The sequence below is a fragment of the Curtobacterium sp. MCBD17_008 genome (assembly GCF_003234475.1).
Lineage (GTDB): Bacteria > Actinomycetota > Actinomycetes > Actinomycetales > Microbacteriaceae > Curtobacterium.
In genome coordinates this window covers 137,649-161,880 of the sequence record NZ_QKTK01000007.1, presented here as the reverse complement: position 1 = coordinate 161,880, position 24,232 = coordinate 137,649, and the positions used below count along the sequence as shown (strand labels likewise).

At 71.8% G+C, this 24,232-nt stretch carries 20 protein-coding genes and 1 pseudogene; 16 read left to right on the top strand and 5 right to left on the bottom strand.

The features are described 5' to 3' along the window. The 4 genes from DEI95_RS08870 to DEI95_RS08855 all read left to right on the top strand — a co-directional run bounded on the left by DEI95_RS08870 (nucleotide 1) and on the right by DEI95_RS08855 (nucleotide 3,647). A complete protein-coding gene (locus DEI95_RS08870) occupies nucleotides 1–1,584 on the top strand; it encodes a chitinase (RefSeq protein ID WP_220036641.1) in 1,584 nt (527 codons plus the stop codon). Between the two features lie 137 nt (nucleotides 1,585–1,721). Then, the gene (locus DEI95_RS08865) at nucleotides 1,722–2,198 is read left to right on the top strand and encodes an FHA domain-containing protein (RefSeq protein ID WP_110825255.1); all 477 of its coding nucleotides are present in this window, start codon (nucleotides 1,722–1,724) and stop codon (nucleotides 2,196–2,198) included. After that, a complete protein-coding gene (locus DEI95_RS08860; protein WP_111060008.1) occupies nucleotides 2,198–2,902 on the top strand; it encodes a MerR family transcriptional regulator in 705 nt (234 codons plus the stop codon). Before DEI95_RS08865 ends, DEI95_RS08860 begins: the two co-directional genes overlap by 1 nt. 184 nt (nucleotides 2,903–3,086) lie before the next feature. Then, the gene (locus DEI95_RS08855) at nucleotides 3,087–3,647 is read left to right on the top strand and encodes a MerR family transcriptional regulator (RefSeq protein WP_110825505.1); all 561 of its coding nucleotides are present in this window, start codon (nucleotides 3,087–3,089) and stop codon (nucleotides 3,645–3,647) included. 386 nt (nucleotides 3,648–4,033) lie between these two features. Here the strand turns inward: DEI95_RS08855 and DEI95_RS08850 are convergent, their stop codons facing one another. Then, nucleotides 4,034–4,855, bottom strand: coding sequence for a ParA family protein (locus tag DEI95_RS08850; RefSeq protein WP_110825506.1), 822 nt, complete (start codon nucleotides 4,853–4,855; stop codon nucleotides 4,034–4,036). A 60-nt stretch (nucleotides 4,856–4,915) separates the two neighbouring features. On the opposite strand from DEI95_RS08850, the gene DEI95_RS08845 reads away from it, so the two are divergent. From DEI95_RS08845 to DEI95_RS16975, 4 genes are all read left to right on the top strand, one after another. Beyond that, a complete protein-coding gene (locus DEI95_RS08845; protein ID WP_111060007.1) occupies nucleotides 4,916–8,326 on the top strand; it encodes a pyruvate carboxylase in 3,411 nt (1,136 codons plus the stop codon). Between the two features lies 1 nt (nucleotide 8,327). After that, nucleotides 8,328–8,822, top strand: a complete 495-nt coding sequence (locus DEI95_RS08840; protein ID WP_111060006.1) for a peptide deformylase — start codon at nucleotides 8,328–8,330, stop codon at nucleotides 8,820–8,822. Between the two features lie 133 nt (nucleotides 8,823–8,955). Beyond that, nucleotides 8,956–10,467, top strand: coding sequence for a hypothetical protein (locus DEI95_RS08835; RefSeq protein WP_111060005.1), 1,512 nt, complete (start codon nucleotides 8,956–8,958; stop codon nucleotides 10,465–10,467). A 134-nt stretch (nucleotides 10,468–10,601) separates the two neighbouring features. Continuing rightward, a complete protein-coding gene (locus tag DEI95_RS16975) occupies nucleotides 10,602–10,733 on the top strand; it encodes a hypothetical protein (RefSeq protein ID WP_258365980.1) in 132 nt (43 codons plus the stop codon). Nucleotides 10,734–10,831: 98 nt separating this feature from the next. On the opposite strand, the gene DEI95_RS08830 is transcribed toward DEI95_RS16975, so the two are convergent. Next, nucleotides 10,832–12,613 (bottom strand): AMP-dependent synthetase/ligase, encoded by a 1,782-nt coding sequence (locus DEI95_RS08830; protein WP_375342350.1) that lies wholly within the window; start codon nucleotides 12,611–12,613, stop codon nucleotides 10,832–10,834. A gap of 246 nt (nucleotides 12,614–12,859) precedes the next feature. Here DEI95_RS08830 and DEI95_RS08825 point away from each other — a divergent pair, with 246 nt between their 5' ends. The 3 genes and pseudogenes from DEI95_RS08825 to DEI95_RS08815 form a co-directional block, all read left to right on the top strand. Beyond that, a complete protein-coding gene (locus DEI95_RS08825; protein ID WP_110825507.1) occupies nucleotides 12,860–13,813 on the top strand; it encodes an ROK family protein in 954 nt (317 codons plus the stop codon). Nucleotides 13,814–13,839: 26 nt separating this feature from the next. Beyond that, entirely contained in the window at nucleotides 13,840–14,565 is a 726-nt protein-coding gene (locus tag DEI95_RS08820; RefSeq protein ID WP_110889603.1) for a 1-acyl-sn-glycerol-3-phosphate acyltransferase, read from the top strand. A gap of 117 nt (nucleotides 14,566–14,682) precedes the next feature. Further along, nucleotides 14,683–16,005, top strand: a pseudogene (locus DEI95_RS08815) (class II 3-deoxy-7-phosphoheptulonate synthase); the annotation flags it as partial. Between the two features lie 33 nt (nucleotides 16,006–16,038). Here the strand turns inward: DEI95_RS08815 and pknB are convergent. Both pknB and DEI95_RS08805 read right to left on the bottom strand, forming a co-directional pair. Beyond that, nucleotides 16,039–18,078 (bottom strand): Stk1 family PASTA domain-containing Ser/Thr kinase, encoded by a 2,040-nt coding sequence (gene pknB / locus DEI95_RS08810; RefSeq protein ID WP_111060027.1) that lies wholly within the window; start codon nucleotides 18,076–18,078, stop codon nucleotides 16,039–16,041. A 113-nt stretch (nucleotides 18,079–18,191) separates the two neighbouring features. Then, nucleotides 18,192–19,448: a LysM peptidoglycan-binding domain-containing protein gene (locus DEI95_RS08805; protein ID WP_258367538.1), complete on the bottom strand. Its 1,257-nt coding sequence runs from the start codon at nucleotides 19,446–19,448 to the stop codon at nucleotides 18,192–18,194. Between the two features lie 233 nt (nucleotides 19,449–19,681). On the opposite strand from DEI95_RS08805, the gene DEI95_RS08800 reads away from it, so the two are divergent. After that, the gene (locus DEI95_RS08800) at nucleotides 19,682–20,035 is read left to right on the top strand and encodes an Rv2175c family DNA-binding protein (RefSeq protein ID WP_258365978.1); all 354 of its coding nucleotides are present in this window, start codon (nucleotides 19,682–19,684) and stop codon (nucleotides 20,033–20,035) included. A gap of 82 nt (nucleotides 20,036–20,117) precedes the next feature. Here the strand turns inward: DEI95_RS08800 and DEI95_RS08795 are convergent, their stop codons facing one another. Then, nucleotides 20,118–21,236: a polyprenyl synthetase family protein gene (locus DEI95_RS08795; protein ID WP_111060003.1), complete on the bottom strand. Its 1,119-nt coding sequence runs from the start codon at nucleotides 21,234–21,236 to the stop codon at nucleotides 20,118–20,120. A gap of 84 nt (nucleotides 21,237–21,320) precedes the next feature. Here DEI95_RS08795 and DEI95_RS08790 point away from each other — a divergent pair, with 84 nt between their 5' ends. From DEI95_RS08790 to DEI95_RS16675, 4 genes are all read left to right on the top strand, one after another. Continuing rightward, a complete protein-coding gene (locus DEI95_RS08790; protein ID WP_110825265.1) occupies nucleotides 21,321–21,722 on the top strand; it encodes a DUF3040 domain-containing protein in 402 nt (133 codons plus the stop codon). A gap of 291 nt (nucleotides 21,723–22,013) precedes the next feature. Beyond that, nucleotides 22,014–22,445: a division/cell wall cluster transcriptional repressor MraZ gene (gene mraZ, locus DEI95_RS08785; RefSeq protein ID WP_111060002.1), complete on the top strand. Its 432-nt coding sequence runs from the start codon at nucleotides 22,014–22,016 to the stop codon at nucleotides 22,443–22,445. Nucleotides 22,446–22,550: 105 nt separating this feature from the next. Then, entirely contained in the window at nucleotides 22,551–23,504 is a 954-nt protein-coding gene (gene rsmH, locus DEI95_RS08780) for a 16S rRNA (cytosine(1402)-N(4))-methyltransferase RsmH (protein WP_110889605.1), read from the top strand. A 1-nt stretch (nucleotide 23,505) separates the two neighbouring features. Continuing rightward, nucleotides 23,506–24,225 carry a hypothetical protein gene (locus DEI95_RS16675; RefSeq protein ID WP_181436251.1) on the top strand — a complete coding sequence of 240 codons (720 nt, stop codon included), beginning with the start codon at nucleotides 23,506–23,508 and terminating at the stop codon, nucleotides 24,223–24,225. Nucleotides 24,226–24,232 lie beyond the last annotated feature (7 nt).

Sequence of the window (24,232 nt, the reverse complement as noted above, 5' to 3'; positions counted from 1 at the left end):
ATGAGCACCACACGACGACTGTCCCCGATCCGCGTGACCGTGGCCGCCGCGGTGGCCCTCGCGGTCGCCGCCGGAGGCTACGCCGGGCTGGACCGCTGGCAGAGCGCCCAGGCCGCCGAGACGGTGAAGCCCTGGTTCGCCGCCTACACCGACGTCACCGTCACCCCGACGTTCCCGTTCGAGGACGTCAAGTCGACGGCGGGCCGCGACGTCATGCTGTCCTTCGTGGTCGCCGACCACGACGAGGCGTGCACGCCGACGTGGGGCGCGGCGTACGGGCTGCAGGAAGCGGGCGACCAGCTCGACCTCGACCGGCGCATCGCCCGACTCGAGCAGCAGAAGGGCGCGGTCGCGGTGTCGTTCGGCGGGCTCGCCAACGACGAGCTCGCGACGACCTGCACCGACCGGAGCAAACTCGTCTCGGCGTACCAGAGCGTCGTGAAGCGGTACGACGTCTCGACCGTCGACTTCGACATCGAGAGTGACGACCTGACGAAGGCCGACGCCGGCAAGCGCCGTGCGGCAGCGGTCGCCGACCTGCAGGAGCAGCGCCGCGCCGCCGGGCACCCTCTCGCGGTGTGGCTGACGCTGCCGGCCGCACCCGGCGGGCTCACCGCGGACGGCACCCGGGCGGTCGCGCAGTTCCTGCGTGCCGGGGTCGACCTGGCCGGCGTCAACGCGATGACGATGGACTACGGCGCGAGCAAGGGCTCGAGCCAGAGCATGTACTCGGCATCGGTCGAGACGCTGCAGCAGGTCAAGCGCCAACTCGGCATCCTCTACACGCGGGCCGGGACCCCGCTCGGCGACCGGACCCTGTGGCACAAGGTCGGCACCACCCCGATGATCGGGCAGAACGACGTGCAGGACGAGGTCTTCTCGCTCACCGACGCCCGCAAGCTCAACGCCTGGGCGAAGCAGCAGGGTCTCGGGCGCATGTCGATGTGGTCCCTGAACCGCGACACCACGTGCGGCTCGAACTACGTCAACCTCTCCACCGTGTCGAACTCCTGCTCGGGCGTGGACCAGGACGGTGTGCTCTTCGCCGACGTGCTCGGCAAGGGCTTCGGCGGCGGCATCGTCGCGGCCTCGGGCGACGTCACGAAGGCCGAGCCGTCCTCGACCGTGCAGCCCACCGACGACCCGTCGACGAGCCCGTACCCGGTGTGGGACGACGAGGCCTCCTACCTCGAGGGCACGAAGATCGTCTGGCACCGCAACGTCTACGAGGCGAAGTGGTGGACCTCGGGCGACCTGCCCGACGACGCCGTGCTCAGCGCGTACGAGACGCCGTGGCAGCTCGTCGGCCCGGTGCTCGCGGGGGAGAAGCCGGTCACACCGCTCACGCTGCCGAAGGGCACCTACGCGGGGTGGTCCGGGACCGCGGCGTACGACACGGGCGACCGGGTCCTGTTCGACGGCACGCCCTACCAGGCCAAGTGGTGGAACACCGGCGAGAGCCCCGAGGCGTCCACGAGCGACCCGGACGGCTCGCCGTGGACCCGCCTGAAGGACGCCGAGGTGAAGGAGATCCTGCAGGACGTCCGCGCCGGGAAGGCAGCCCCGGAGGGCGCGACGCGCTGACCGGTCGCGGTCCGACAGCCACCGGACAGGAGGCTCCCCGCCGGTCGGCGGGGAGCCTCCTGTGTCCCCTGTGGACGGGGCTCTCGCCGACCGGCTGGTTTCCGATACGCTGGGCGACCAAGAGGAGGAGGTCCACGATGCCAGATCCAGTGGTCCCGCAGCCGGGACGACGAACCCCGGAGCAGCGGCTGGTCGACACCACGCTGACCTTCAGCATGGAGAACGCCGCGGCGCTCACGCCCGAGGCCGGAGTCTCCGCGGAAGAACGCGACGCGATCTCGGCGCTGCCGTCGGGGTCGGCGCTGCTCGTCGTCCGACGCGGTCCGAACGTCGGAGCACGGTTCCTCCTCGACTCCGACGTCACGACGGCCGGACGGCACCCCGACGCCGACATCTTCCTCGACGACGTGACGGTGTCCCGCAAGCACGCGGACTTCATCCGCCGCGGGACGTCCTTCAGCGTGCAGGACCTCGGTTCCCTCAACGGGACGTACTTCGACGGTGTGCGCATCGACGAAGCGCTCCTCGTCGACGGGTCGGAGGTCCAGGTCGGCAAGTTCCGCCTGACGTTCTACGCCTCCCGGGTCGACCTGGCGCGCCTGGCGAACGCGTAGTGGCACCCCGCTCCGCGGCGGCGCGGGCGGTGTCGCCGGCACCGGACCTGCTCACGATCGGACAGGTGCTGGCGCGGCTGAAGCCGGACTTCCCGGACCTGTCCAGCTCGAAGCTGCGGTTCCTCGAGGAACGCGAACTCGTCACCCCGGTCCGGACGCAGAGCGGGTACCGGAAGTTCTCGCAGGCCGACGTCGACCGACTCCGGATCGTGCTCGGCCTGCAGCGGGACCACTACCTCCCGCTCAAGGTCATCAAGGAGTACCTCGCCGACCTCGACGCCGGCCGCGAGCCGACGCTGCCGGGCGGTGGGGACGTGCCCCGTCCGTCCATGCTCGGGCGGGAACGGCGGTACTCGCGCGACGAACTCCAGCGCGTGGCCGGAGCGTCCCCGATGCTCGTGGGGGACGCGGTCTCGTCGTCCCTGCTCCCCGCGGCGGACTCCTACGGGGAAGAGTCCGTCGGCGTCCTCAAGGCCCTCGTCGAGCTCCAGCGCTCCGGGATCGAGCCGCGACACCTGCGCACCTTCCGCGCGACCGCCGAGCGGGAAGTCGGGCTCATCGAGTCCGCACTCATGCCGGTGTCGCGGCGGGGTGACGCCACCTCGCGCGCGAAGGCGCTCGAACTCGCCCGGGAGATCGCCGGACACCTCGAGGTCATCCGCTCGTCACTCATCCGAGCGGCCATCGGTCGGCTCGACTCGTGAGCGCTCCGGAGCGGGTCGACCCTCGACGGCCGTCGGTGCCGGGGCATATCCTCGACACGCCGGACGCGCCGGAGCGGATGTCCCGCCTCCACGCCGCCCGACTCGCTACCGTGGACCTCGGAACAACTCTCAACCCGCTGTTGAAGCTTCGGGTGGGAGCTCGATCGTCGTGGAAGGCAAGCTGATGAGTGGGAACGATGTCCCCGGTACCCCGTCTGACATGACGCGGTACGACCTCGGGCTGCTGTTCACCGACGGCCTGCCCGAGCACGACGAACAGAACGGGTACCGCGGCACCGTCGCCGCCAAGGCAGCCGGCATCAGCTACCGTCAGCTCGACTACTGGGCCCGCACCGAACTCGTCCAGCCCACGATCCGCGGTGCTGCCGGTTCCGGGTCGCAGCGCCTGTACGGCTTCCGCGACATCCTCGTGCTCAAGCTCGTCAAGCGTCTGCTCGACACCGGCATCTCTCTGCAGCAGATCCGCACCGCAGTGAACCAGCTCCGCGAAGCCGGCGTGAGCGACCTGGCGCAGACCACCCTGATGTCGGACGGTGCCTCGGTGTACCTGTGCACCTCCGACGACGAGGTCATCGACCTCGTGTCGCGCGGCCAGGGCGTCTTCGGCATCGCGGTCGGCAAGGTCCTGCGCGAGGTCGAGTCCTCGCTGGTCGAACTCGACGCCACCCCGGCCGAGGACCCGAGCGACGAGCTCGCCGCCCGCCGGGCGACGCGCGCCTCCTGACGCGCGGGGCGCTCGCGCCTCCGCGGCGTCGGGGCCGACCGGCGGGATGCGCCGTCCGCCCCAGGTTCCGCAATTGCGGCATTTCGTCGCTCCGGATGCCGGGATCCCGGAACCGCGACGAACGCAGGCGGCACGTCGTGGAACCTCGACAACACCGACCGCAGCCAGCGGGGGCGCAGACCGCGTCCCGCAGACTCGTCGGTGTCCCGCGGGTTCGCCGAGCGGTCGCGGCCCGGCGCTCCGACGCGCTCGACCCGACGGGCCGAGGCGCGCTCGGCAACCTGAGCGGGACGCCGTGGCCGCTCGGCGATCTGACCGAGCTGGCGTCCGGTCCCGGAACGACGAAGGGCCGCCCACCGGCGGCCCTCCACGACGTCCGGCGCGGACTACTCCGCGCTGGCGCTCGCGCCGTCGGCGTACGGACCGATCTTGCCCGTGCGCATGATCCGCTCGAGCAGTTGGTCGAAGTTCCGCGCCATCTCCTGCGCGGACTCACCCGGCCAAACGTGCAGGGGCTTCGCGGCACCCTGCGCCTGCTGGAGCGAGGTGCGCTCGGGCAGCTGCGGGGAGAGCACGAGCGGCCCGAACATGTCACGGAGTTCCTTGATGCGGAACTGGTGCTCGAGCGACTGCACGCGGGCGCGGTTGACGATGATGCCGAGGGGCTGGAGGCGCGGCGAGAGTCCGCGACGGATCTCCTCGATCGCGCGGAGGGCACGGTCGGCGGCGGCGACGGAGAACAGGCCGGGCTCGGTGACGACGGAGACGCGGTCCGACGCGGCCCAGGCGGTACGGGTCAGGGCGTTCAGCGACGGCGCGCAGTCGATGAGGACGAGGTCGTAGTCGGCCTCGACGTTCGCCAGGGCCTCCTCGAGCTTCCAGATGTCGCGGATCGACGGGTGCGGGCCGTCGAAGTTGATGGCCGAGGGCGATCCGACCATGACGTCGATCTTGCCCTGGGACCCCTTCGTCCAGCCGGAGGGGGCGATCGCCTGACGGACGATCTTCTCCTTGGGGTTCTCGAGGACGTCGGCCACGTTGAGGTGGCCCGTCAGGTCGATGTCGAGTCCCGTCGACACGTCCGACTGGGGATCGAGGTCCACCACGAGGGTGCGCAGACCCTTGGCGAACGCTGCCGAGGTCAGGCCGAGTGTCACGGTCGTCTTGCCGACACCGCCCTTGAGCGAGCTCACGCTGAGTACATGCACGATGAGCAACGTTACCGCCAGTAGGGTTGTGAGACCTCAACCCGGGCTGAAAGGGACCTCGTGTTCGACAAGATCCTGGTCGCGAACCGTGGCGAGATCGCCATCCGAGCCTTCCGCGCGGCGTACGAGCTCGGTGCCCGCACCGTGGCGGTCTACCCCTACGAGGACCGCAACTCCCTGCACCGGCTGAAGGCCGACGAGGCGTACCTCATCGGGGAGCGTGGCCACCCGGTCCGTGCCTACCTGGACGTCTCCGAGATCATCCGCGTCGCCCGCGAGTCCGGTGCCGACGCGATCTACCCGGGTTACGGCTTCCTGTCCGAGAACCCCGAGCTCGCCGCGGCGGCCGCCGCCGCGGGCATCACCTTCATCGGTCCGGGTGAGCACGTGCTCGAGATGGCCGGCAACAAGGTCACCGCGAAGGAGCACGCGATCGCCGCGGGGGTCCCGGTCCTCGCGAGCACGCCGGCCAGCCGCGACGTCGACGAACTCGTCGCCGGCGCCGAGGCGATCGGGTTCCCGGTGTTCGCGAAGGCGGTCGCCGGTGGTGGCGGACGCGGCATGCGGCGGGTCGAGACGCCCGCGGAGCTCCGTCCGGCGCTCGAGGAGGCGATGCGCGAAGCCGACAGTGCCTTCGGTGACCCGACGATGTTCCTCGAGCAGGCGGTCCTGCGTCCACGGCACATCGAGGTGCAGATCCTCGCCGACGCGACCGGTGACGATGCTGGCACCATCCACCTGTTCGAGCGGGACTGCTCGGTGCAGCGGCGGAACCAGAAGGTCGTCGAGATCGCACCGGCGCCGAACCTCGACCCGTCGATCGCGGCGGCACTGCACCGCGACGCCGTGGCCTTCGCGCGCTCGATCGGCTACGTGAACGCGGGGACGGTCGAGTTCCTCCTGGACACCGTGGGGGAGCGCGCCGGCCAGCACGTCTTCATCGAGATGAACCCGCGCATCCAGGTCGAGCACACCGTGACGGAAGAGGTCACCGACGTCGACCTCGTGCAGTCGCAGATGCGGATCGCCGCGGGGGAGACGCTCGCCGACCTCGGCCTGTCGCAGGACGGCGTCGCGGTCCACGGCGCCGCGTTGCAGACCCGCATCACGACCGAGGACCCGACGCAGGGGTTCCGACCCGACACCGGCCGGATCACGACGTACCGCAGCCCGGGTGGCGCCGGCGTGCGGCTCGACGGCGGCACCGTCGCCACCGGCGCGCAGATCAGCCCGCACTTCGACTCGATGCTCGCGAAGATGACGTGCCGCGGTCGTGACTTCCCGGCGGCGGTCGCCCGCGCCCGTCGTGCCCTCGCGGAGTTCCGCATCCGCGGCGTCAGCACGAACATCCCCTTCCTGCAGGCCGTCCTCGAGGACCCGGACTTCGCCCGCGGGGACGTCTCGACCGCCTTCATCGGGGAACGCCCGCAGCTGTTCGACGGCCACGTGTCGAAGGACCGCGGCACGAAGGTGCTCAACTGGCTCGCGGACGTCACGGTCAACCGGCCGAACGGTTCGCCGGCCGCCCACGTGGTGGACCCGGCGCTGAAGCTCCCGGCCACGGACCTCGCTGCGCCGGTGCCGGCGGGGCAGCGCGACCTGCTGCTCCGGGTCGGCCCGGCCGCGTGGGCCGAGGCGCTGCGTGCGCAGACCGCCCTCGCCGTGACCGAGACGACGATGCGCGACGCGCACCAGTCGCTCCTCGCCACCCGCGTCCGCACGAAGGACCTCGTCGCGGTCGCCCCGCACGTCGCCAGGCTCACCCCGCAGCTGCTCAGCATGGAGGCGTGGGGCGGCGCGACCTACGACGTCGCGCTCCGGTTCCTCGGGGAGGACCCGTGGGAGCGCCTGACGGCGCTGCGCACCGCGATGCCGAACATCCCGATCCAGATGCTGCTGCGCGGTCGCAACACCGTCGGGTACACGCCGTACCCGACGGAGGTGACCGACGCGTTCGTCGCCGAGGCCGCCGCGACCGGCGTCGACGTCTTCCGCGTGTTCGACGCGCTGAACGACGTGAGCCAGCTCCGCCCCGCCCTGGAGGCCGTGCTCGCCACCGGCACGGCGGTCGCCGAGGCGGCGCTCTGCTACACCGGCGACCTCCTGGACCCGGCGGAGGACCTGTACACGCTCGACTACTACCTCCGGTTGGCCGAGCAGATGGTCGAGGCCGGCGCGCACGTCATCGGGATCAAGGACATGGCGGGCCTCCTCCGCGCCGGGGCGGCCGAGCGGCTCGTCGCCGCCCTGCGTGCGCGCTTCGACCAGCCCGTGCACGTGCACACGCACGACACCGCGGGCGGGCAGCTCGCGACCCTGATGGCGGCGTCCCGGGCCGGAGCGGACGCGGTCGACGTGGCCGCGGCCCCGATGGCCGGCACGACGAGCCAGCCGAGCATGTCGGCCCTGGTGGCGGCGCTCGCGCACACCGAGCGGGACACGGGCATCGACCTCGGCGCCGTCGGTGACCTCGAGCCGTACTGGGAGGCGGTCCGTCGGGTGTACGCGCCCTTCGAGTCCGGGCTCGCCGGCCCCACCGGCCGGGTCTACAAGCACGAGATCCCGGGCGGACAGCTGTCGAACCTCCGCCAGCAGGCCATCGCCCTCGGGCTCGGCGACCGGTTCGAGCAGGTCGAGGACTGGTACGCCGAGGCGAACCGGATCCTCGGCCGTCCGACGAAGGTCACGCCGTCCTCGAAGGTGGTCGGTGACCTCGCGCTGCAGCTCGCCGCGGTCGACGCCGACCCCGCGGACTTCGAGCAGCACCCGGAGAAGTACGACGTGCCGGACTCCGTGATCGGCTTCATGGCGGGGGAGCTCGGTGACCTGCCCGGGGGGTGGCCCGAGCCGTTCCGGTCGAAGGTCCTGGCCGGACGCGACGTCCGGATCGCCGTCACCCCGGTGCCGGAGCACGAGCGCGCCGCACTGGACACCCCGGGCACCGTCCGGCAGCAGGCCCTGAACCGCCTGCTGTTCGAGCAGCCGACGCGCCGGTTCCAGGAGGTGCGGGACGAGTACGGCGACCTCTCCGTCGTGCCCACCGTCGACTACCTCTACGGCCTGCGCCAGGGGGAGGAGCACGTGGTGCCGCTCGGCAAGGGCGTGAACCTGCTCGTCGGGCTCGAGGCGATCGGCGAGGTCGACGCCCAGGGCGTCCGGACCGTCATGGCGACCATGAACGGGCAGCTGCGGCCGGTGGCCGTGCGGGACCGCTCGGTCGTCGTCGAGACCAAGGCCGCCGAGCAGGCGGACCGATCCGACCCGAAGCACGTCGCCGCCCCGTTCTCCGGGGTCGTGACGCTCAAGGTCGCCGTCGGTGACGTCGTCGAGGCCGGACAGGCCGTGGCGAGCATCGAGGCGATGAAGATGGAAGCGGCCATCACGGCCCCCGTCGCGGGGACCGTCGGCCGTCTCGCGATCCCGGTGACCCAGCAGGTGGACGCCGGCGACCTCTTGGTGGTGCTGCAGTAACGTGACCGTCCGTCCCATCCGCCTGTTCGGCGACCCCGTCCTCCGCTCACCAGCCGATCCCGTCCGGATCGGTTCCGAGGGGATCCGCGACCTCGTCCAGGACCTCGTCGACACCGTCAAGGAGCCCGGTCGTGCCGGCGTCGCGGCGCCGCAGATCGGTGTCGGACTCCGTGCGTTCTCCTACAACGTCGACGGCGAGGTCGGGTACGTCCTCAACCCGGAGCTCGTCGAGACCGCAGGCGAGCCCGAACTCATGGACGAGGGGTGCCTGTCGGTGCCGGGTCTGGCGTACCCGACGCGACGGTTCCCCTACGCCAAGGTGCGCGGCGTCGACGTCGACGGTGCCGAGGTCGTGCTCGAGGGCACCGGCCTGATGGCGGAGGCCCTGCAACACGAGTGCGACCACCTCGACGGCACGGTGTACGTGATGACGCTCGACCCGGAGACCCGGCGGCAGGCGCTGCGGGACATCCGCGCGCAGGACTGGTTCCACTGACCGCCGAACGCTGACCACCCCCCCCGAACTGGAGCGGGTTTGTCCGCTCAAGGGCGGACAGACCCAGGCGCCGGCGTTGTGTACGGTCACCTGGTACCGCCGCCGTGGCGGTCCAGGTCAGGGGATCAGCAGCATGCAGCAGCGTCACCGCGCGGCACGTCGTCGTACCGCGTCCATCGTCGTCCTCGCCGCCTTCGCGGCACTCGTCGGCACGACCATCAGCGTCGTCCCGGCACCCGAACGGGCAGCCGCAGCCACCCGTGAGGTCGAGTCACCCGACTTCGCCTCCGAGGTCTACGGCGACCCGTGGGACTACTCGAACACCGCCGACCAGAACACCGACGCCGTGGGCACCTCCGCATCGGTCTCCGGTGGCAACCTCCGGGTCGCGCTCCGCTCCGGGGACTCCGTCTCCCTCGTCGACACCGTGAGCGGCAGCCTGCCGTACGGCCGTGACGGCGCCTCGCTGCCGATCGACGCCTCGCGGTACAAGCGGCTGTCGTTCAAGATGAACCAGCCGTTCGACCGGCAGATCGGCGCGGTCTGGTGGTGGACCTGCCGCGAGAAGACCTCCGAGTGCGGTGGCGGCATCACCTTCCCGGTGACGCCGGGCACGAAGGTCTACGACCTGTCGCTGTCGTCGGCGTCCACCCTGCAGTCCGGTCGTCCCTGGTCGGGCAAGATCGTCGCGCTCCGTCTCGACCCGGTCGTCCTGCCCGCGGGCAAGTCCGGCACGGCCCTCATCGACTGGACCCGCCTGCGCGGTGCGGGTGGCTCGCACGCCGCCTACCCTCCGGGGACCTACGGGGACGCCGTCGTCGCGCGCCGTCCGCGTCCGGTCGTCGACTCGCCGAACACGCGGCAGGGCGTCGACCTCGCCACCCGACAGCGCGGCAAGCCGTGGGTCTTCACGAGCGCGGGCAACGCGAGCGGCATCGGTGTGAAGTACGCCACGGTGCTCGGCTACGGCGCGGACGGGATGACCGCGCGGAACTCCGGCCAGTACCCCGGCGACTCGCAGCTCTCCCTGCCGGTGTCCCGCTTCAAGGCCGACTCGTACCACCACCTCTCCGTCGAGTACACGTACGACGGCCCGTTCTCGCTCGCGGGGACCCCGGGTGGCGGCAAGATGGCGCGGCTCATCTGGTGGGACCCGTCGTCGACCATCCCGCAGATCGGCAACGACATGCTCACCTGGTCGGGCGGCAACGCCCGTCGGATCGAGATCGACCTGAGTGCCCAGAACGACCTCGACGAGGACGCCCTGAACCCGAAGCTCGGATGGAAGGGGCGCACCATCTCGCAGCTCCGGTTCGACCCGAACGAGGACCCGGGTGCGCTCACCTGGCACCTCAAGGCCCTGCACCTCCGGACCGACCCGAGCGCGAACGGCGCGACCCTCGTGAAGTTCCACGACGCGGCCTGGGTCTCCGGGGCCAAGGCGACCGTCTCGGTGGCCCGCAGCGGCTCCGGGACGTGGCACGCGGTGGCGAAGAACGTCGCCGTCAAGAAGGGGACGAACTCGGTCCGCTGGGCACTGGGCAGCCTCCCCGAGGCCAAGTACCGCGTCCGCGTGTCGATCACACACCCGGGCGTCTCGACGGCCAGCGCGAAGTCGTCGGCCGTCATCGCGATGCGCCGCTGAGCACCCGACCGCGGCCCGTGCGCCGCGGTCGGGTGACACCCGGACGTGGGATTGTCGGTCCTCGTCGAGGACGGAGTACCGTACTCGGGTCGGTCACCCCACCGATGACGATCCCACGCACGAGGACGAGCACGATGGCACCTCAGAACGACGAGCTCAGCTCGCACCGCACCCGCACCAACCGCCGACCCGAACCGGTCTCGACGGGAGCCGCCGCGACGGCGGTCCTCGACCCGATCGACTCGCCGGAGGTCCCGCAGGCGTAGCGGCGCGACCCGACCGGTCCCCGGCGGTCCGGGCGCGCCAGGACCACCGGAGGCCCGTCACCGTTCCCACGGTGACGGGCCTCCGGTGCTCTCACGAGTCAGTGGCGACGGCGCTCCTGCACGACGGGCGTCGACGTCGTCTGCACCTTCGACCCCGAGTAGATGTGGTCGATGTCCGCGGCGAAGTCGCGCAGCACGACCGAGCGCTTCACGGTGAGCTTCGGCGTGAGGTGCCCGGAGGCCTCGGTCAGGTCAGCGTCGACGACCGAGAACGAGCGGATCGACTCCGCGCGCGAGACCCGGCCGTTCGCGGCGTCCACCGCCTCCTGCACGGCCTGCTGCACCCGCTCGTCGTGGACGGCCTGCCGGGGCGTCAGCGCGGGCTCGATCCCGCGCGCCGCACACCAGCCCGGGAGCATCTCGCGATCGAGCGTGACGAGGGCCGCGACGAACGGCTTGCCCTCGCCCACGACCACGACCTGACCGACCACCGGGTGCTCACGGACGGCGTCCTCGAGTGGCGCCGGCGCGACGTTCTTGCCGCTCGCGGTGACGATGAGCTCCTTCGCGCGCCCGGTCACGGTGAGGACCCCGTCGGCGTCCAGCCGGCCGAGGTCGCCGGTGCGGAACCAGCCGTCGCGGAACGCCGCCGCCGTCGCCTCCGGGTTCTGCCAGTAGCGGTCGAAGACGTCGACCCCGCGGATCAGGATCTCGTGGTCGTCCGCGACCCGGACCTCCACGCCCGGCAGGGCACGACCGACGGTGCCGATCCGCAACTCCGTCGCACGGTTCACCGTCGCGGGCGCGGTCGTCTCCGTGAGGCCGTACCCCTCGAGGATGACGACGCCGATCGAGCGGAAGAAGTGGGACAGGCGCGGGGAGAGCGGTGCGGACCCGCTGATCGCGTAGCGGACCCGACCGCCGAGTGCGTCCCGGAGCTTCGCGTACACCAGCTTGTCGAAGAGCCGGAAGCGCAGCGTGAGGCCGAGCGGCACCCGACCGGCCGCGACGGCCTCGGAGTGCGCCACGGCGGTCGCGGCTGCCGCGCGGAAGACCCTGCCCTTGCCCCCGAGGTCGGCCTTCTGCTCGGACGAGTTGTAGATCTTCTCGAACACCCGGGGGACCGCGAGCAGGAAGCTCGGCTTGAAGGTCGAGACCGCCCTGAGCAGGTCCTTCGTGTCCGGTTCGTGGCCGACGAGCACGCCGGCGGAGACCGACATCGCCGCGATGAACCGGGCGAACACGTGGGCCATCGGGATGAAGAGCAGGGTGGAGGCGTCCCCGGCCACCACCTCCGACATGGCCTCGGTGGCGTTCTCCACGGTGGCGGTGAAGTTGTCGTGCCGGAGCACGCAGCCCTTCGGGCGCCCGGTCGTCCCGGAGGTGTAGATGATCGTGGCGTCGTCGCGCCCGGACACCGTGGCCGTCCGGCCGTCGAGCTCCTCGTCGCTGACGTCCTCGCCGAGGCGGGTCAGGTCGTCGAGACCGCCGCCGTCGATCGTCCAGTGCTGGCCGAGGTGCGGCAGGTCGGCGGCGATGCCGGCGACCCGTCGGGCGTGCTCCTCCTGCTCGACGACGATCGCGACGGACTCGGAGTCGGCCAGGACGTGCCGGATCTGGTCCGGCGCGCTCGTCTCGTACACCGGGACGGACACGAGACCCGCGGTCCACACCGCGAAGTCGACGAGCGTCCACTCCATCCGCGTGCGCGAGAGGATCGCCACGTGGGCGCCGGGCTGCAGCCCCGCTGCGACGAAGCCCTTCGCGATGCCGCGGACGCGCGCGAGGACGTCGGCGGCGCTGATGCCGGTCCAGGTGTCGCCGGTGCGCTCGGCGAGGATCGGACGGTCGGGCGTGAGCGTCGCCCGGTCCGTGAGCAGCCGGGCCGCTGAACCGTGGTCCGGTGCGACCGGGCCGGCGCCGTGTTCGGCGGGTGACCCGCCCCTGCTGGTGGACGTGGTGCGGTCGGCACGCTGATCGGTCACGGCAACTCCCTCGTCGGCCGGTTCGATGTGAGTCCGCTCATCGTCGAGACGGCTCACACTCAGCATAGGACGACTCCTCCGGAGTTCGGTGAGCGTCCACCCGTTCGGTGCGCCGCCGCCGAACCGGTAGGCTGCGTGTTCGTGCATGCCATCGGAATCGACATCGGGGGCACCAAGATCGCGGGAGCGGTCGTCACGGAGCTCGGCGAGATCCTCGCCGAGGACCGCGTCGCCACGAACGCTGCGGACCCGATCGCCATGCTCGACGACGTCGTGTCGATGGTCGAGCGCCTCAGCCTCCAGCACCAGGTCGGTGCGGTGGGGGTCGCGGCGCCGGGCTTCATCGACGCATCGCAGTCGATCGTCTACTACACGCCGAACATCCGCTGGCGGAACGAACCCCTGCGCCAGAAGCTGCAGGAGCGTCTCGGCGACCTGCACATCACCGTCGACAACGACGCGAACGCCGCCGGGTGGGCCGAGTTCCGCTTCGGTGCCGGTCGCCTGGTGTCGGACATGACCATGCTGACGATCGGCACCGGTGTCGGGGGCGCGATCGTCACCGAGGACCGCCTGTTCCGTGGCGGGTTCGGCACCGGCGGCGAGATCGGGCACCTCCGCATCGTCCCGAACGGCCTGCCCTGTGGGTGCGGCGCGCGCGGGTGCATCGAGCAGTACGGCTCGGGCCGCGCCCTCCAGCGGATGGCGAACGACGTCGCGGACGCCGGTGGCATCGGCGTGGCACTGGCCGAGGCCCGTGACGCGAACGGCGGCCACCTGGACGGCGCGGTCGTCGGGGACCTCATCCTGGCCGACGACCCCGGCGCCCTCGCCGCGCTGCGTCGGCTCGGACGGCACCTGGGCGAGGCGTGCGCGTCGTTGTCCGCGGTGCTCGACCCGCAGCTGTTCGTGTTCGGCGGCGGGGTCGCCAGCGCCGGTGACCGGCTGCTCGAGCCGATCAAGCAGGCGTACCTCAACAACCTCCCGGCCCGCGGCTACCACCCGGAGCCGGACTTCGTGATCGCCGAGCTCGTCAACGACGCGGGGGTGGTCGGTGCCGCCGACCTCGCCCGCATCCACGCCCGCACGGCCTGACCACACCCCACCCGACGGAGTCGACGATGCTCTACTGGCTGCTGAAGAACTTCGTGCTCGGCCCGCTCATCCTGACGCTGTTCCGGCCGTGGGTGATCGGCCGCGAGAACGTCCCGCGGTCCGGGCCGGTCATCTTCGCGTCGAACCACGTGTCGTTCATCGACTCCGTGATCCTGCCCGCCGTGCTCGACCGGCGGATGTCGTTCCTCGCGAAGAGCGACTACTTCACCGGCCGCGGGCTGAAGGGCTGGGCGACGAAGACGTTCTTCAACGCGATCGGGCAGCTCCCCATCGACCGCTCCGGCGGCAAGGCATCGGAGGCCTCGCTCCGCACCGGGCTGCAGGTCCTGGCCCGCGGCGAGCAGCTCGGCATCTACCCGGAGGGCACGCGCAGCCCGGACGGCAAGCTCTACCGCGGCCGGACCGGCATCGCCCGGATGGTCCTGGAGGGCCGGGTCGTCGTCGTGCCCGTCGCGATGGTCGGCACCCGTGAGGTCCAGCAGATCGGCCAGAAGTTCCCGAAGTTCAAGCGCGTCGGCGTCGTCTTCGGCAAGCCGCTCGACTTCTCCCGCTTCGAGGGACTCGAGACCGACCGCTTCATCCTCCGCAGCGTGACGGACGAGATCATGCACGAGCTCCGCGGGCTGAGCCGGCAGGAGTACGAGGACGTCTACGCGACGAGCGTCAAGGAGCGCGCGACGACCGCCCGGGAGACCGTCATGCGGGAGCGTCGGGTCACACCCGGACGGTAGGCTCGGACAGTCCCGCAACCGTCGGGACGCCGTCCCGGCGACGGCCGCGTGCGACCAGAACACCGAGGTGCAGCCTTGTCCGAGTCGATCGACTCCCTCACCCTGCAGGACCCTGACGTGATCGCGGGGCTCGACCACTGGCGCACGCTCCCGATCAAGCAGCAGCCGACCTGGCCGGACCCCGCCGCTGCCGAGGCCGCCTCCGCGGAGATCGCCACCCTGCCGCCGCTCGTCTTCGCGGGCGAGGTCGACCAGCTGCGCGACCGCCTGGCCGCCGCCGCCCAGGGCAGGGCGTTCCTGCTGCAGGGCGGTGACTGCGCCGAGACCTTCGCCGGCGCCACCGCGGACTCGATCCGCGACCGCGTGAAGACCATCCTGCAGATGGCCGTCGTGCTCACCTACGGTGCGTCGACCCCGGTCATCAAGATGGGCCGCATGGCGGGGCAGTTCGCGAAGCCCCGGTCGAGCGACCTCGAGACCCGGGGGGACGTCACCCTGCCGGCCTACCGCGGTGACATCGTGAACGGGTACGACTTCACGCCGGAGTCCCGCCAGGCCGACCCGCGTCGGCTCGTGCAGGGCTACCACACGGCGGCGTCCACCCTGAACCTCGTCCGCGCCTTCACGCAGGGCGGGTTCGCCGACCTGCGCCAGGTGCACTCGTGGAACAAGGGCTTCGCGGCGAACCCGGCGAACGCCCGGTACGAGAACCTGGCGGCCGAGATCGACCGTGCCATCCAGTTCATGGCCGCGTGCGGCGCCGACTTCGAGGCGCTCAAGCACGTCGAGTTCTACGCCTCGCACGAGGGCCTGCTCATGGACTACGAGCGCCCGATGACCCGGATCGACTCCCGGTCGGGTCAGGCGTACGACACGTCCGGCCACTTCATCTGGATCGGGGAGCGCACCCGCGACCTCGACGGGGCGCACGTCGACTTCCTGTCCCGCGTGCGGAACCCGATCGGCGTCAAGCTCGGGCCGACCACGAGCGTCGACGACATGCGGGCCCTCATCGAGAAGCTCGACCCGGAGCGCGAGCCGGGCCGCCTGACCTTCATCACCCGGATGGGTGCCGGCCGGATCCGCGACGAGCTCCCGAAGCTGCTCGAGGCGGTCAAGGCCATGGACGCGAACCCGCTCTGGGTGACCGACCCGATGCACGGCAACGGGCTCACCACGCCGAACGGGTACAAGACCCGCCGGTTCGACGACGTCGTGGACGAGGTCCTCGGGTTCTTCGAGGTGCACCGCGCGGTCGGCACGTACCCGGGCGGCATGCACGTCGAGCTCACGGGCGACGACGTCACCGAGTGCCTGGGCGGCTCGGAGCACATCGACGAGGCGACCCTCGCGACCCGGTACGAGTCGCTGTGCGACCCGCGCCTCAACCACATGCAGTCGCTCGAGCTCGCCTTCCTGGTGGCCGAGGAGCTCCGCGCGCACCCGTCCGTCCGGCCTCCGGTCCGACGGGGGCTACTGGTCGTAGGCCAGGGTGACGGTGTCGCCCTTGTGCACGGTGGTGCCCGGCGCCGGGTCGGTCGAGCGCACGGGGAGCTTGCTCTCCCAGTCGTAGAACCCGCAGAGGATGTTCGTGCAGTCGGGGTAGGTGACCTCGAGGCCGAGCGCCTCGAGCCTCGCGCGCGCCTCGTCGACGGTGTCGCCGGAGACGTCGGGGAGGGCGATCGGCGCCGGTCCCTGCGAGACGACGACGTCCACGGCCGAGCCCTTCACCGCCGGGTCGTCGGTCACCGTCGCGGACATGACCTGGCCGGTCGGGACGTCCTCGCTGTACTGCTGCGTCTGGGCACCGAGCTCCAGGCCGACGGCGGCGAGGGCGGCCCTGGCGTCGTCGACGGTCTTCCCGGTGACGTCCGGGACGGCTCCGAGTGAGACGGTCAGGGTCACGGGTCCGCGTTCGGGGTAGCGCTCGACCGTGGTCAGGTCGACGGCGCCGGAGCCGTCCCGGCCGGTCGCGGCGATCACGGTGTCGGCGGGGACGTCGGCGGAGAACTCGTACCGCGGGTCCTGCAGCCGGAAGTCGTCGTCCAGGGCGGCCTGCGCGGTGGAGACGGACTGACCGACGATCGCCGGGAGGGCGATCATGCGGGGGCCGCTCGAGACGACGATGCGGACCGCCGTGCCCTTCCGGACCTCGCGGTCCGTGGGCGGCTGGGTCGCGGTGACCAGGCCGGCCTCGACGGACAGGTCGGGACGGCTGGTCGTCGCGGCCGCGGCACGCAGGCCGGTCGACTCGAGGCTCTGGCGCACCTGCTGGACGGTCTTGCCGGCGACCGCGGGGATCCGGACGTTGCCGCCGGGGCCGGGGCCGTACCACGCGGCGATGCCCGCGCCGACGAGCGCGAGGACGACCACGACCACGAGGGCGATCCACCCGCGCTTCCGCCGCTTGACGGACTTGTCCGCGAGCCGCTGCCCGGCGGGGGAGAGCGCGGCGGTGACGGTGCCGGTCCGTCGCGGCCCGGGTGCCGATCGGCCGCCGGGCCGACGCGGCGGGGTCTCCTGCGTCCCGCGGCGGTCGAGCACCGTGGTGTCGTGTTCGCTCGCGTCCTCGACGTCGTCGCCGGAGGTCGCTGCGCCGGCGCTGCCACCCGACGGGAGGATCGCGGTCGCGTTCTCGGGGCGGAGGACGGCCGTCCGGTACTGACCGGTGGCGCGCTGCTGCCCGCCGGCCATGTGGTCGAGCATCTCGCGGGCGTCACGGGGTCGGTCGCGGGGGTCCCGCGCGGTGGCCCAGGCGACGAGGTCGTCGAGCTCCGCCGGGACGCCGGGCAGCGCGGCGCTCGGCGCCGGGACGGTGCCGTTGGCGTGCTGGTAGGCGATCTGCATCGGCTGCTCGCCCTTGTAGGGCTGCTCGCCGGTGAGCATCTCGTAGAGCATGATGCCGAGCGCGTAGATGTCGCTCCGCGAGTCCGCGGCGCCACGGGTGACGAGTTCGGGGGAGAGGTACGCGATGGTCCCGAGCAGAGCCGCACCCGTGGCCGTGTTCGCGGTGGTGGCGCGGGCGAGCCCGAAGTCGCCGAGCTTGATCCGGCCGTCGTCGGCGAGCAGCACGTTCTCGGGCTTCAGGTCGCGGTGCACGATCCCGGCGCGGTGCGCGGACGCCAGCCCGGCGAGGACGGCCCGGAGGATGTCGGTCGCCTGCTCCGGCGTGAGGGCGCGGTGCTCCTGCAGGAGGTCGCGGAGCGTGATGCCCGGGATGTACTCCATGACGATGTAGACGCAGTCGTCCTCCGCACCCTGGTCGTAGACGCCGACGAGGTTGGGGTGGGAGAGGCGGGCGGCCGAACGGGCCTCCTGGATGAACCGCTCCCGGAAGGCCTGGTCGTCCGCGAGGTGGCCGTGCATGATCTTGACGGCGACGCGGCGCTCGAGGCGGACGTCGGTGGCGAGGTACACGGTCGCCATGCCGCCCCGCGCGATGCGGGAGCGGACGCGGTACCGCTGATCGATCATGCGACCGATCATCGGGTCCGTGGCGGCGTTCGTGGTCATCTGCGGCATTCTACGAAGCGGTGCACCGGACGAGCACACCGGCGCACCGGTCGTTACACGATCTCGACCGGAGGGATGACCCGGGGGTCGGGGTCAGGCCGGGGACGACCGGCTCAGAGCGAGCGCAGCCAGGCGGCCGCCGACTGCTCCCACTGGGCGTAGGCCTTCGGGTACGCGGACAGCTGGACGGCCTGGGCGGCCTCGGTGACGCTCATCGACGACCAGCCGGGGACGTCGAGGAGCCCCCGGGTGACGCCCGGGTTGGGGTTCCGCGAGCCGCCGAAGAACAGCTCCGAGGCGTACACGGTGTCCTGGAGCTGCGCGGGCGTCCCCCAGCCCTGGCTCGGCCGCTGCTGGAACAGCCCGACCGAGTCGCGGTCGCCGTGCGCGAGGTTGCGGAGGCTCGACTCCTGCATCGCCGTCGCCAGCGCGATGACGAGCCCGCGGTCGGGCACCCCGAGCGACCGGCCGACGCGGACGATGGTCGCCGCGTTCGCGCGCTGTTCGCTGGACAGGGACGGCCCGCTCGTCGGGAGGACCAGGGTGCCGCCGGCGTAGATCGTGCTCGTGTAGGTCAGGCCGTTCGCGGCGAGCAGGGACGCGACGGACACACCGTGGGTCGTCGCGACCGATGCGATGGTGTCGCCGTCACCGATCGTGACCGAGCCGCCGCGGACGACGGCCGACGACGTGGTCGGGCCGGCGGACGGTGCCACGGGCCCGGCGGTGGTCGCGGTCTTCGTCACGCTCGCGGTGCCGGCGGGGACGCGGAGGGTCTGGCCCGGGTAGATGACGCTGCGCTGGGACAGCTCGTTCGCTGTGAGGAGCGCGGCGGTCGAGACGCCGACCTTGGCGGCGATCCCCGAGACGGTGTCGCCCTGCTTGACGTGGTAGCTCGCGGTGCCGGACGCCGTGGACTGCGCGGCGCCGACCGGGGTCGATGCGAGGCGGAGCGTCTGCCCGGCGTGGATGATCGTGTTCCAGCCGAGGCCGTTGCGGACGAGGATCTCCTGCGCGGAGAGGCCGTACCGGGCCGCGATGCCGGAGACGGTGTCGCCCTGCTGCACCGTGTACGTCGTCGGCGCGGCGGTGCGCGTCGCGGCGACGGTGGAGGCGACCGGCGTCGCGGGGCGCGCCACGGCCGTGGCGAACACCGGGCGTGACCCGAGGTCCCGGTCCACGTGGACGTCCCGGTCTGCGTCGACGTGACGCTTCCCGGTGTCGTCGTCGTGGCGCTGCTCGGCGTGCGCGATCGGTCCGGTCAGCCCGGCGGTCACGGCGATCGTGCCGGCCAGGACGATCGGCATGGTGGCGAAGCGGGCGGAGCGGATGCGGCGCGCTGCCTCGTCTGCGGTCGTGTCCCTGTCCACGGTCGTTCTCCTGTCTCCGCACGTCGTCGGCACGGGGTGGCTCTGGCGGCCGTGCGCGCGCGTCACGCACAGGTGACCACACGCTGACACGCCGATGGTGCCAAGTCAACCAGAGAGTCGGGTGATGCGGGTGTGACTGCTGTGACTCAGCGGGGAATCGGCCGCCCGACACGACGCTGCCCGCCGCCGTGGTGTGCTGCGCGAGCCCGCCCGGCTCTGGCACGATGGTCCCCGTGAGTGCCCTTCCCGGAGACGACGCCCTGTCCGAACGCTGGTTGACCGTGCCCGACCTGGTCGACCTGCTGGGGGTGAGCCCCGGCCGTGTCCACCGTCTGTTCGAGGAGCGCACGCTGCTCCCCGCCCGCGTCGACGGCGTGCTCCGCGTCCCCGTCGAGTTCCTCGACGGCACCGAGCCGCTGCCCGCGTTGCGCGGCACCCTCATCGTCCTCGGCGACAACGGGCTCACCGACGACGAGGCCGTGCGGTGGATGCTGACGCACGACGACGCGATGGGGACGACGCCCGTCGCCGCCCTGCGCGCCAACCGCAAGGCGGAAGTGCGCCGCGCGGCCCAGGCACTGCTCTAGACGCGACCGCCCGACGGACGGGAGGCCTGGGTACCAGCTGGTACCCAGGCCTCCCGTCGGTCTGCGGTGCCGCGCGCGCCGGTCAGGCGGAGCGGTTGCTGACGGTGTCGGCGAGGGCCGCGAGCTGGTCGCGCGCCGAAGGGGTGAGCGGTGCGGCGTCGAGGGCGGCCTTGGCGCGCTGGACGTGCCGGTCGATCGAGCGTTCGACAGCGCTGACCGCACCGGACTCGGTGAGCGTCGCGCGGAGCATCTGCACCTGGTCGTCGTCGAGGTCCGGGTCACCGAGGAGCTCGTCGAGCAGCTGCCGTGCACCGACCGGCAGGGCCTTGCGGGCGGTGGCGACGAGGACGGTGCGCTTGCCCTCGCGGAGGTCGTCGCCGGCGGGCTTGCCGGTCACCTCGGGGTCACCGAAGACCCCGAGCATGTCGTCGCGCAGCTGGTAGGCCACGCCGAGGGGGAGACCGAAGGACCGCAGGCCGTCGAGCTGGTTCGCACTCGCGCCGGCGATGAGCGCTCCGATGAGCAGCGGTGCCTCCACCGAGTACTTGGCGGACTTGAAGACGATCACCCGCTGCGCGCGGACGAGCTGTTCGGCGTCGTCCACGGTCGGCCAGGCGGTCTCCTCGTGGATGTCGAGGTACTGCCCGGCGGTGACCTCGAGCCGCATCGCGTGGAACTCCTGCCGCACGATGCGCGCCCGGACGGGGTCGAGGAGGGCGAGGGCCTCGTCGAACACGGCGTCGCTCAGCGAGAGCAACAGGTCCCCGAGCAGCAGGGCCGCGTTCGTGCCGTAGAGCGTGCGGTCTCCGACCCAGCCGGACTCGGCGTGGAGCGACTCGTACCGGCGGTGGGCAGCGGGACGACCGCGACGGGTGTCCGATCGGTCCATGATGTCGTCGTGCACGAGGGCCGCGGCGTGGAAGACCTCGAGCGCGGCGGCGGCGGTGACGACGGCCTCTGCGGTCGTCTGGCGGGACCCCTCGGACAGCGGGTCGAACGAGCCGGAGCGTCCGGCGACGGACTGCCAGCCCCAGTAGCAGAACAGGGCGCGGAAGCGCTTGCCGCCGGCGAGCAGGTCACGCGCGAACGAGTCGAAGGGGAGCAGGTCCGGACTGATCGCCGCGAGGCGGTCGCGCTGCTCGTCGAGAGCCCGATCGATCCGCGCCGAGACGAGGTCCACTAATCGCGTACTCTCAGCCACGGTCCTTACCTTAGTGGGTGGCCCGGTCGTAAGATCGATCCACCCCTTCCACCGCGTCGATCCCAGGAACAAGAGGGAACCAAGATGCCGCTCTCGGAGCAAGAGCAACGACTCCTCGAAGAGATGGAGCGGAGCCTCTACCAGAACGACTCCGACTTCGTGGCGCGCGTCAGTCGCCGCCAGGGCCGTCCGACGTACACCGCGATCACGATCGGCGTCCTGATCGGCCTCGTCGGCGTCGGGGTGATCGTGCTGGGCCTGGTCATCAAGCAGCCCCTGATCGGCGTGCTGGGCTTCGTCGTCATGCTCGGCGGGGTCCTCTTCGCCCTGCGCCCCGGTGGTCGTACCCCGACCGCTCGCCCGACCCGGACCGCGTCGTCCGGACCAGGAGCCCGCGGTGGGGCCCGTCCCGCACGGGGTTCATCCGGCGGCTCCTTCATCGACCGGATGAACGAGCGCTGGGACAAGCGCAACCAGCAGGACTAGCTCCTCCACATCCCTCCACGGGGTCGGCCTTCCGAGGCCGGCCCCGTTTTTCTGTGCCCTCCGGGCGGTCTCGGCGCCCTCGGCCCGCGGATTCCCCTCCACTCCGCTCCACCGGCGGCCGTCACGCCACGATCCGCGCAGATCCGGGGTCGTGGGCGTGGTCGGCGCACGCTGGAGACCCCCAGTAGGGGTGCCGGGGCACCCGAGTGGGGCGTTTGCACAGCGGAGTGGAGGGAAGTGGAGTACCGTGGGGGATGACGACGACGAGTGGAGCTGAGGGGAGGCCCCGACGTGCTGCTCGGTACCCATGCCCCGAAGCTCGACGAGAAGGGTCGCGTGATCCTCCCCGCCAAGTTCCGGGACGAACTGTCCGGGGGACTCGTCATGACCCGCGGCCAGGAGCGGTGCGTGGTCGTCTTCAGTGCCAGGACCTTCGAGGAACTCCACGAACGGATCCGCCAGGCACCGATGACGTCGAAGCGCACCCGTGACTACATGCGCCTGTTCCTCTCCGGAGCGAGCGCGGAGCAGCCCGACAAGCAGAACCGCGTCACGATCCCGCAGAACCTCCGCGAGTACGCGGGGCTCGAGCGGGACCTGACGGTCATCGGCAGCGGTGACCGTGCCGAGATCTGGTCGACCAGCGCATGGGAGGCCTACTACGCCGAGGCCGAAGAGGCCTTCGCCAAGAACGACGAGGAGGTGATCCCGGGCATCTTCTGATCCGTGGATCGGGACTCCCAGCCGTGAAGCCCTGACACACCTTCCCCGGTGTCAGGTCGCATGGATGGGGATCCGGACCCGCGGCCCAGGAGGGCAGGGGCGCAGATGAGCACACCCGAACGGTTCCCGCACACCCCCGTCATGCTCGAGCGCATCGTCGACCTCTTCACCCCGACCCTCGAGGGTCCGGGCAAGGTCGTCGTCGATGCCACGCTCGGCATGGGCGGACACTCGGCGGGCCTCCTCGAGCGGTTCCCCGACCTGACCCTGGTCGGCCTCGACCGCGACACCGACGCACTCGGCATCGCGGGGGAGCGGTTGGCTCGTTTCGGCGACCGTGTGCACCTGGTGCACACCGTGTACGACGAACTCCCGGCCGCCCTCGACGGGCTCGGCATCGCGGAGGTCGACGGGGTCCTGTTCGACCTCGGCGTCTCGTCACTCCAGCTCGACCGGGCCGAGCGCGGCTTCGCCTACAGCCAGGACGCGCCGCTCGACATGCGGATGGACCGGACGCAGGGCATCACCGCGGCCGAGGTCCTCGCCGAGTACGACGAGCGCGAACTCCGGCGGATCTTCCAGCGCTACGGCGAGGAGAAGCTCGCCGGCCGCTACGCCAAGGCGATCGTCGAACGCCGGGCGACCACGCCCTTCACGATGTCCGGCGACCTCGTGCAGGTGCTCCACGACGCCACCCCCGTCGCGATCCAGCGCCAGGGGCACCCGGCCAAGCGCGTCTTCCAGGCGCTGCGAATCGAGGTCAACACCGAACTGAGCGTCCTCGAGCGCGCGATCCCCGCCGCGCTCGACCGCATCCGGGTCGGCGGCCGCCTGGTCGTCGAGTCCTACCAGTCCCTCGAGGACCGCATCGTGAAGCGGGCCCTCGTCGAGCGCACGACCTCGAGCGCACCGGCCGACCTGCCGGTGGAGCTCCCCGAGCACGCGCCGACCTTCACCCTCGTCGTCAAGGGCGCGGAACAGGCCGACGAGGCGGAACGCGCCGCCAACCCCCGAGCCACCCCCGTGCGCCTGCGCGCGGCCGAGCGGATCCGGAAGTGACATGAGCACGAACCTCGCACTCGTCGACCCTGTCGTCGCCCCGTCGCGTGCCCCGCGCCCGGACCGCGACCGCCGCCCGGAGCTCGTCGAGGTCACCCCGACGAAGGCGCAGCGGCGTGCCCGCCCCCGGGTGGCCTACGCCGTGGTGGCCATCGCGGCGCTCGGCGTCCTGCTCCTCGCGCAGCTCGGGATCAGCATGGCGCTCAGCCAGGGCGCCTACACACTCAGCTCCCTGAAGAGCGAGCAGACCGGGCTGACGCGGACCCAGGCGTCCCTGTCCGAGGACCTCAAGGTGCTCGAGTCGCCGCAGAACCTGGCCCGGAACGCGCAGGCCCTCGGGATGATCGCGAACTCGACGCCGGTCTACCTCGACCCGAAGACGGGGACGGTGTACGGCACGCCGAAGCCCGCGACCCCGGAGGAAGCGACGGGGAACACCGCGAACCAGGTCCCGAACGCCCTGCTCGGTGACGTCCCCCTCGCAGCCCAGGCCGGGGACACCGTCACGAGCAAGGAGACCGGCGCCTCGGACACGGCACCGGCGGCCAGCAGCCAGGCCCCTGCCGCTCCGGCCGCCGCCGCTCCGGCACCGGCCGCCGCCGCTCCGGCACCGGCCGCCGACGCTGGGAACACCGGCGCGGCCAGCGCGTCGGACGAGGGTTCCGCGGGGTCCTCCGTAGAGTCCGACCCGAACCAGCTCCAGGCACCCACGACCCGGTGACCCGGGG

Bases quoted from the DNA above. Each gene is read 5' to 3' on its own strand.
- DEI95_RS08855 (WP_110825505.1), top strand. From the start codon at position 3,087: ATGAGTGGGAACGATGTCCCCGGTACCCCGTCTGACATGACGCGGTAC.
- DEI95_RS08870 (WP_220036641.1), top strand. From the start codon at position 1: ATGAGCACCACACGACGACTGTCCCCGATCCGCGTGACCGTGGCCGCC.
- pknB (WP_111060027.1), bottom strand. From the start codon at position 18,078: ATGACCACGAACGCCGCCACGGACCCGATGATCGGTCGCATGATCGAT.
- DEI95_RS16675 (WP_181436251.1), top strand. From the start codon at position 23,506: ATGAGCACGAACCTCGCACTCGTCGACCCTGTCGTCGCCCCGTCGCGT.
- DEI95_RS08865 (WP_110825255.1), top strand. From the start codon at position 1,722: ATGCCAGATCCAGTGGTCCCGCAGCCGGGACGACGAACCCCGGAGCAG.
- DEI95_RS08835 (WP_111060005.1), top strand. From the start codon at position 8,956: ATGCAGCAGCGTCACCGCGCGGCACGTCGTCGTACCGCGTCCATCGTC.
- DEI95_RS16975 (WP_258365980.1), top strand. From the start codon at position 10,602: ATGGCACCTCAGAACGACGAGCTCAGCTCGCACCGCACCCGCACCAAC.
- DEI95_RS08790 (WP_110825265.1), top strand. From the start codon at position 21,321: ATGCCGCTCTCGGAGCAAGAGCAACGACTCCTCGAAGAGATGGAGCGG.
- DEI95_RS08820 (WP_110889603.1), top strand. From the start codon at position 13,840: ATGCTCTACTGGCTGCTGAAGAACTTCGTGCTCGGCCCGCTCATCCTG.
- rsmH (WP_110889605.1), top strand. From the start codon at position 22,551: ATGAGCACACCCGAACGGTTCCCGCACACCCCCGTCATGCTCGAGCGC.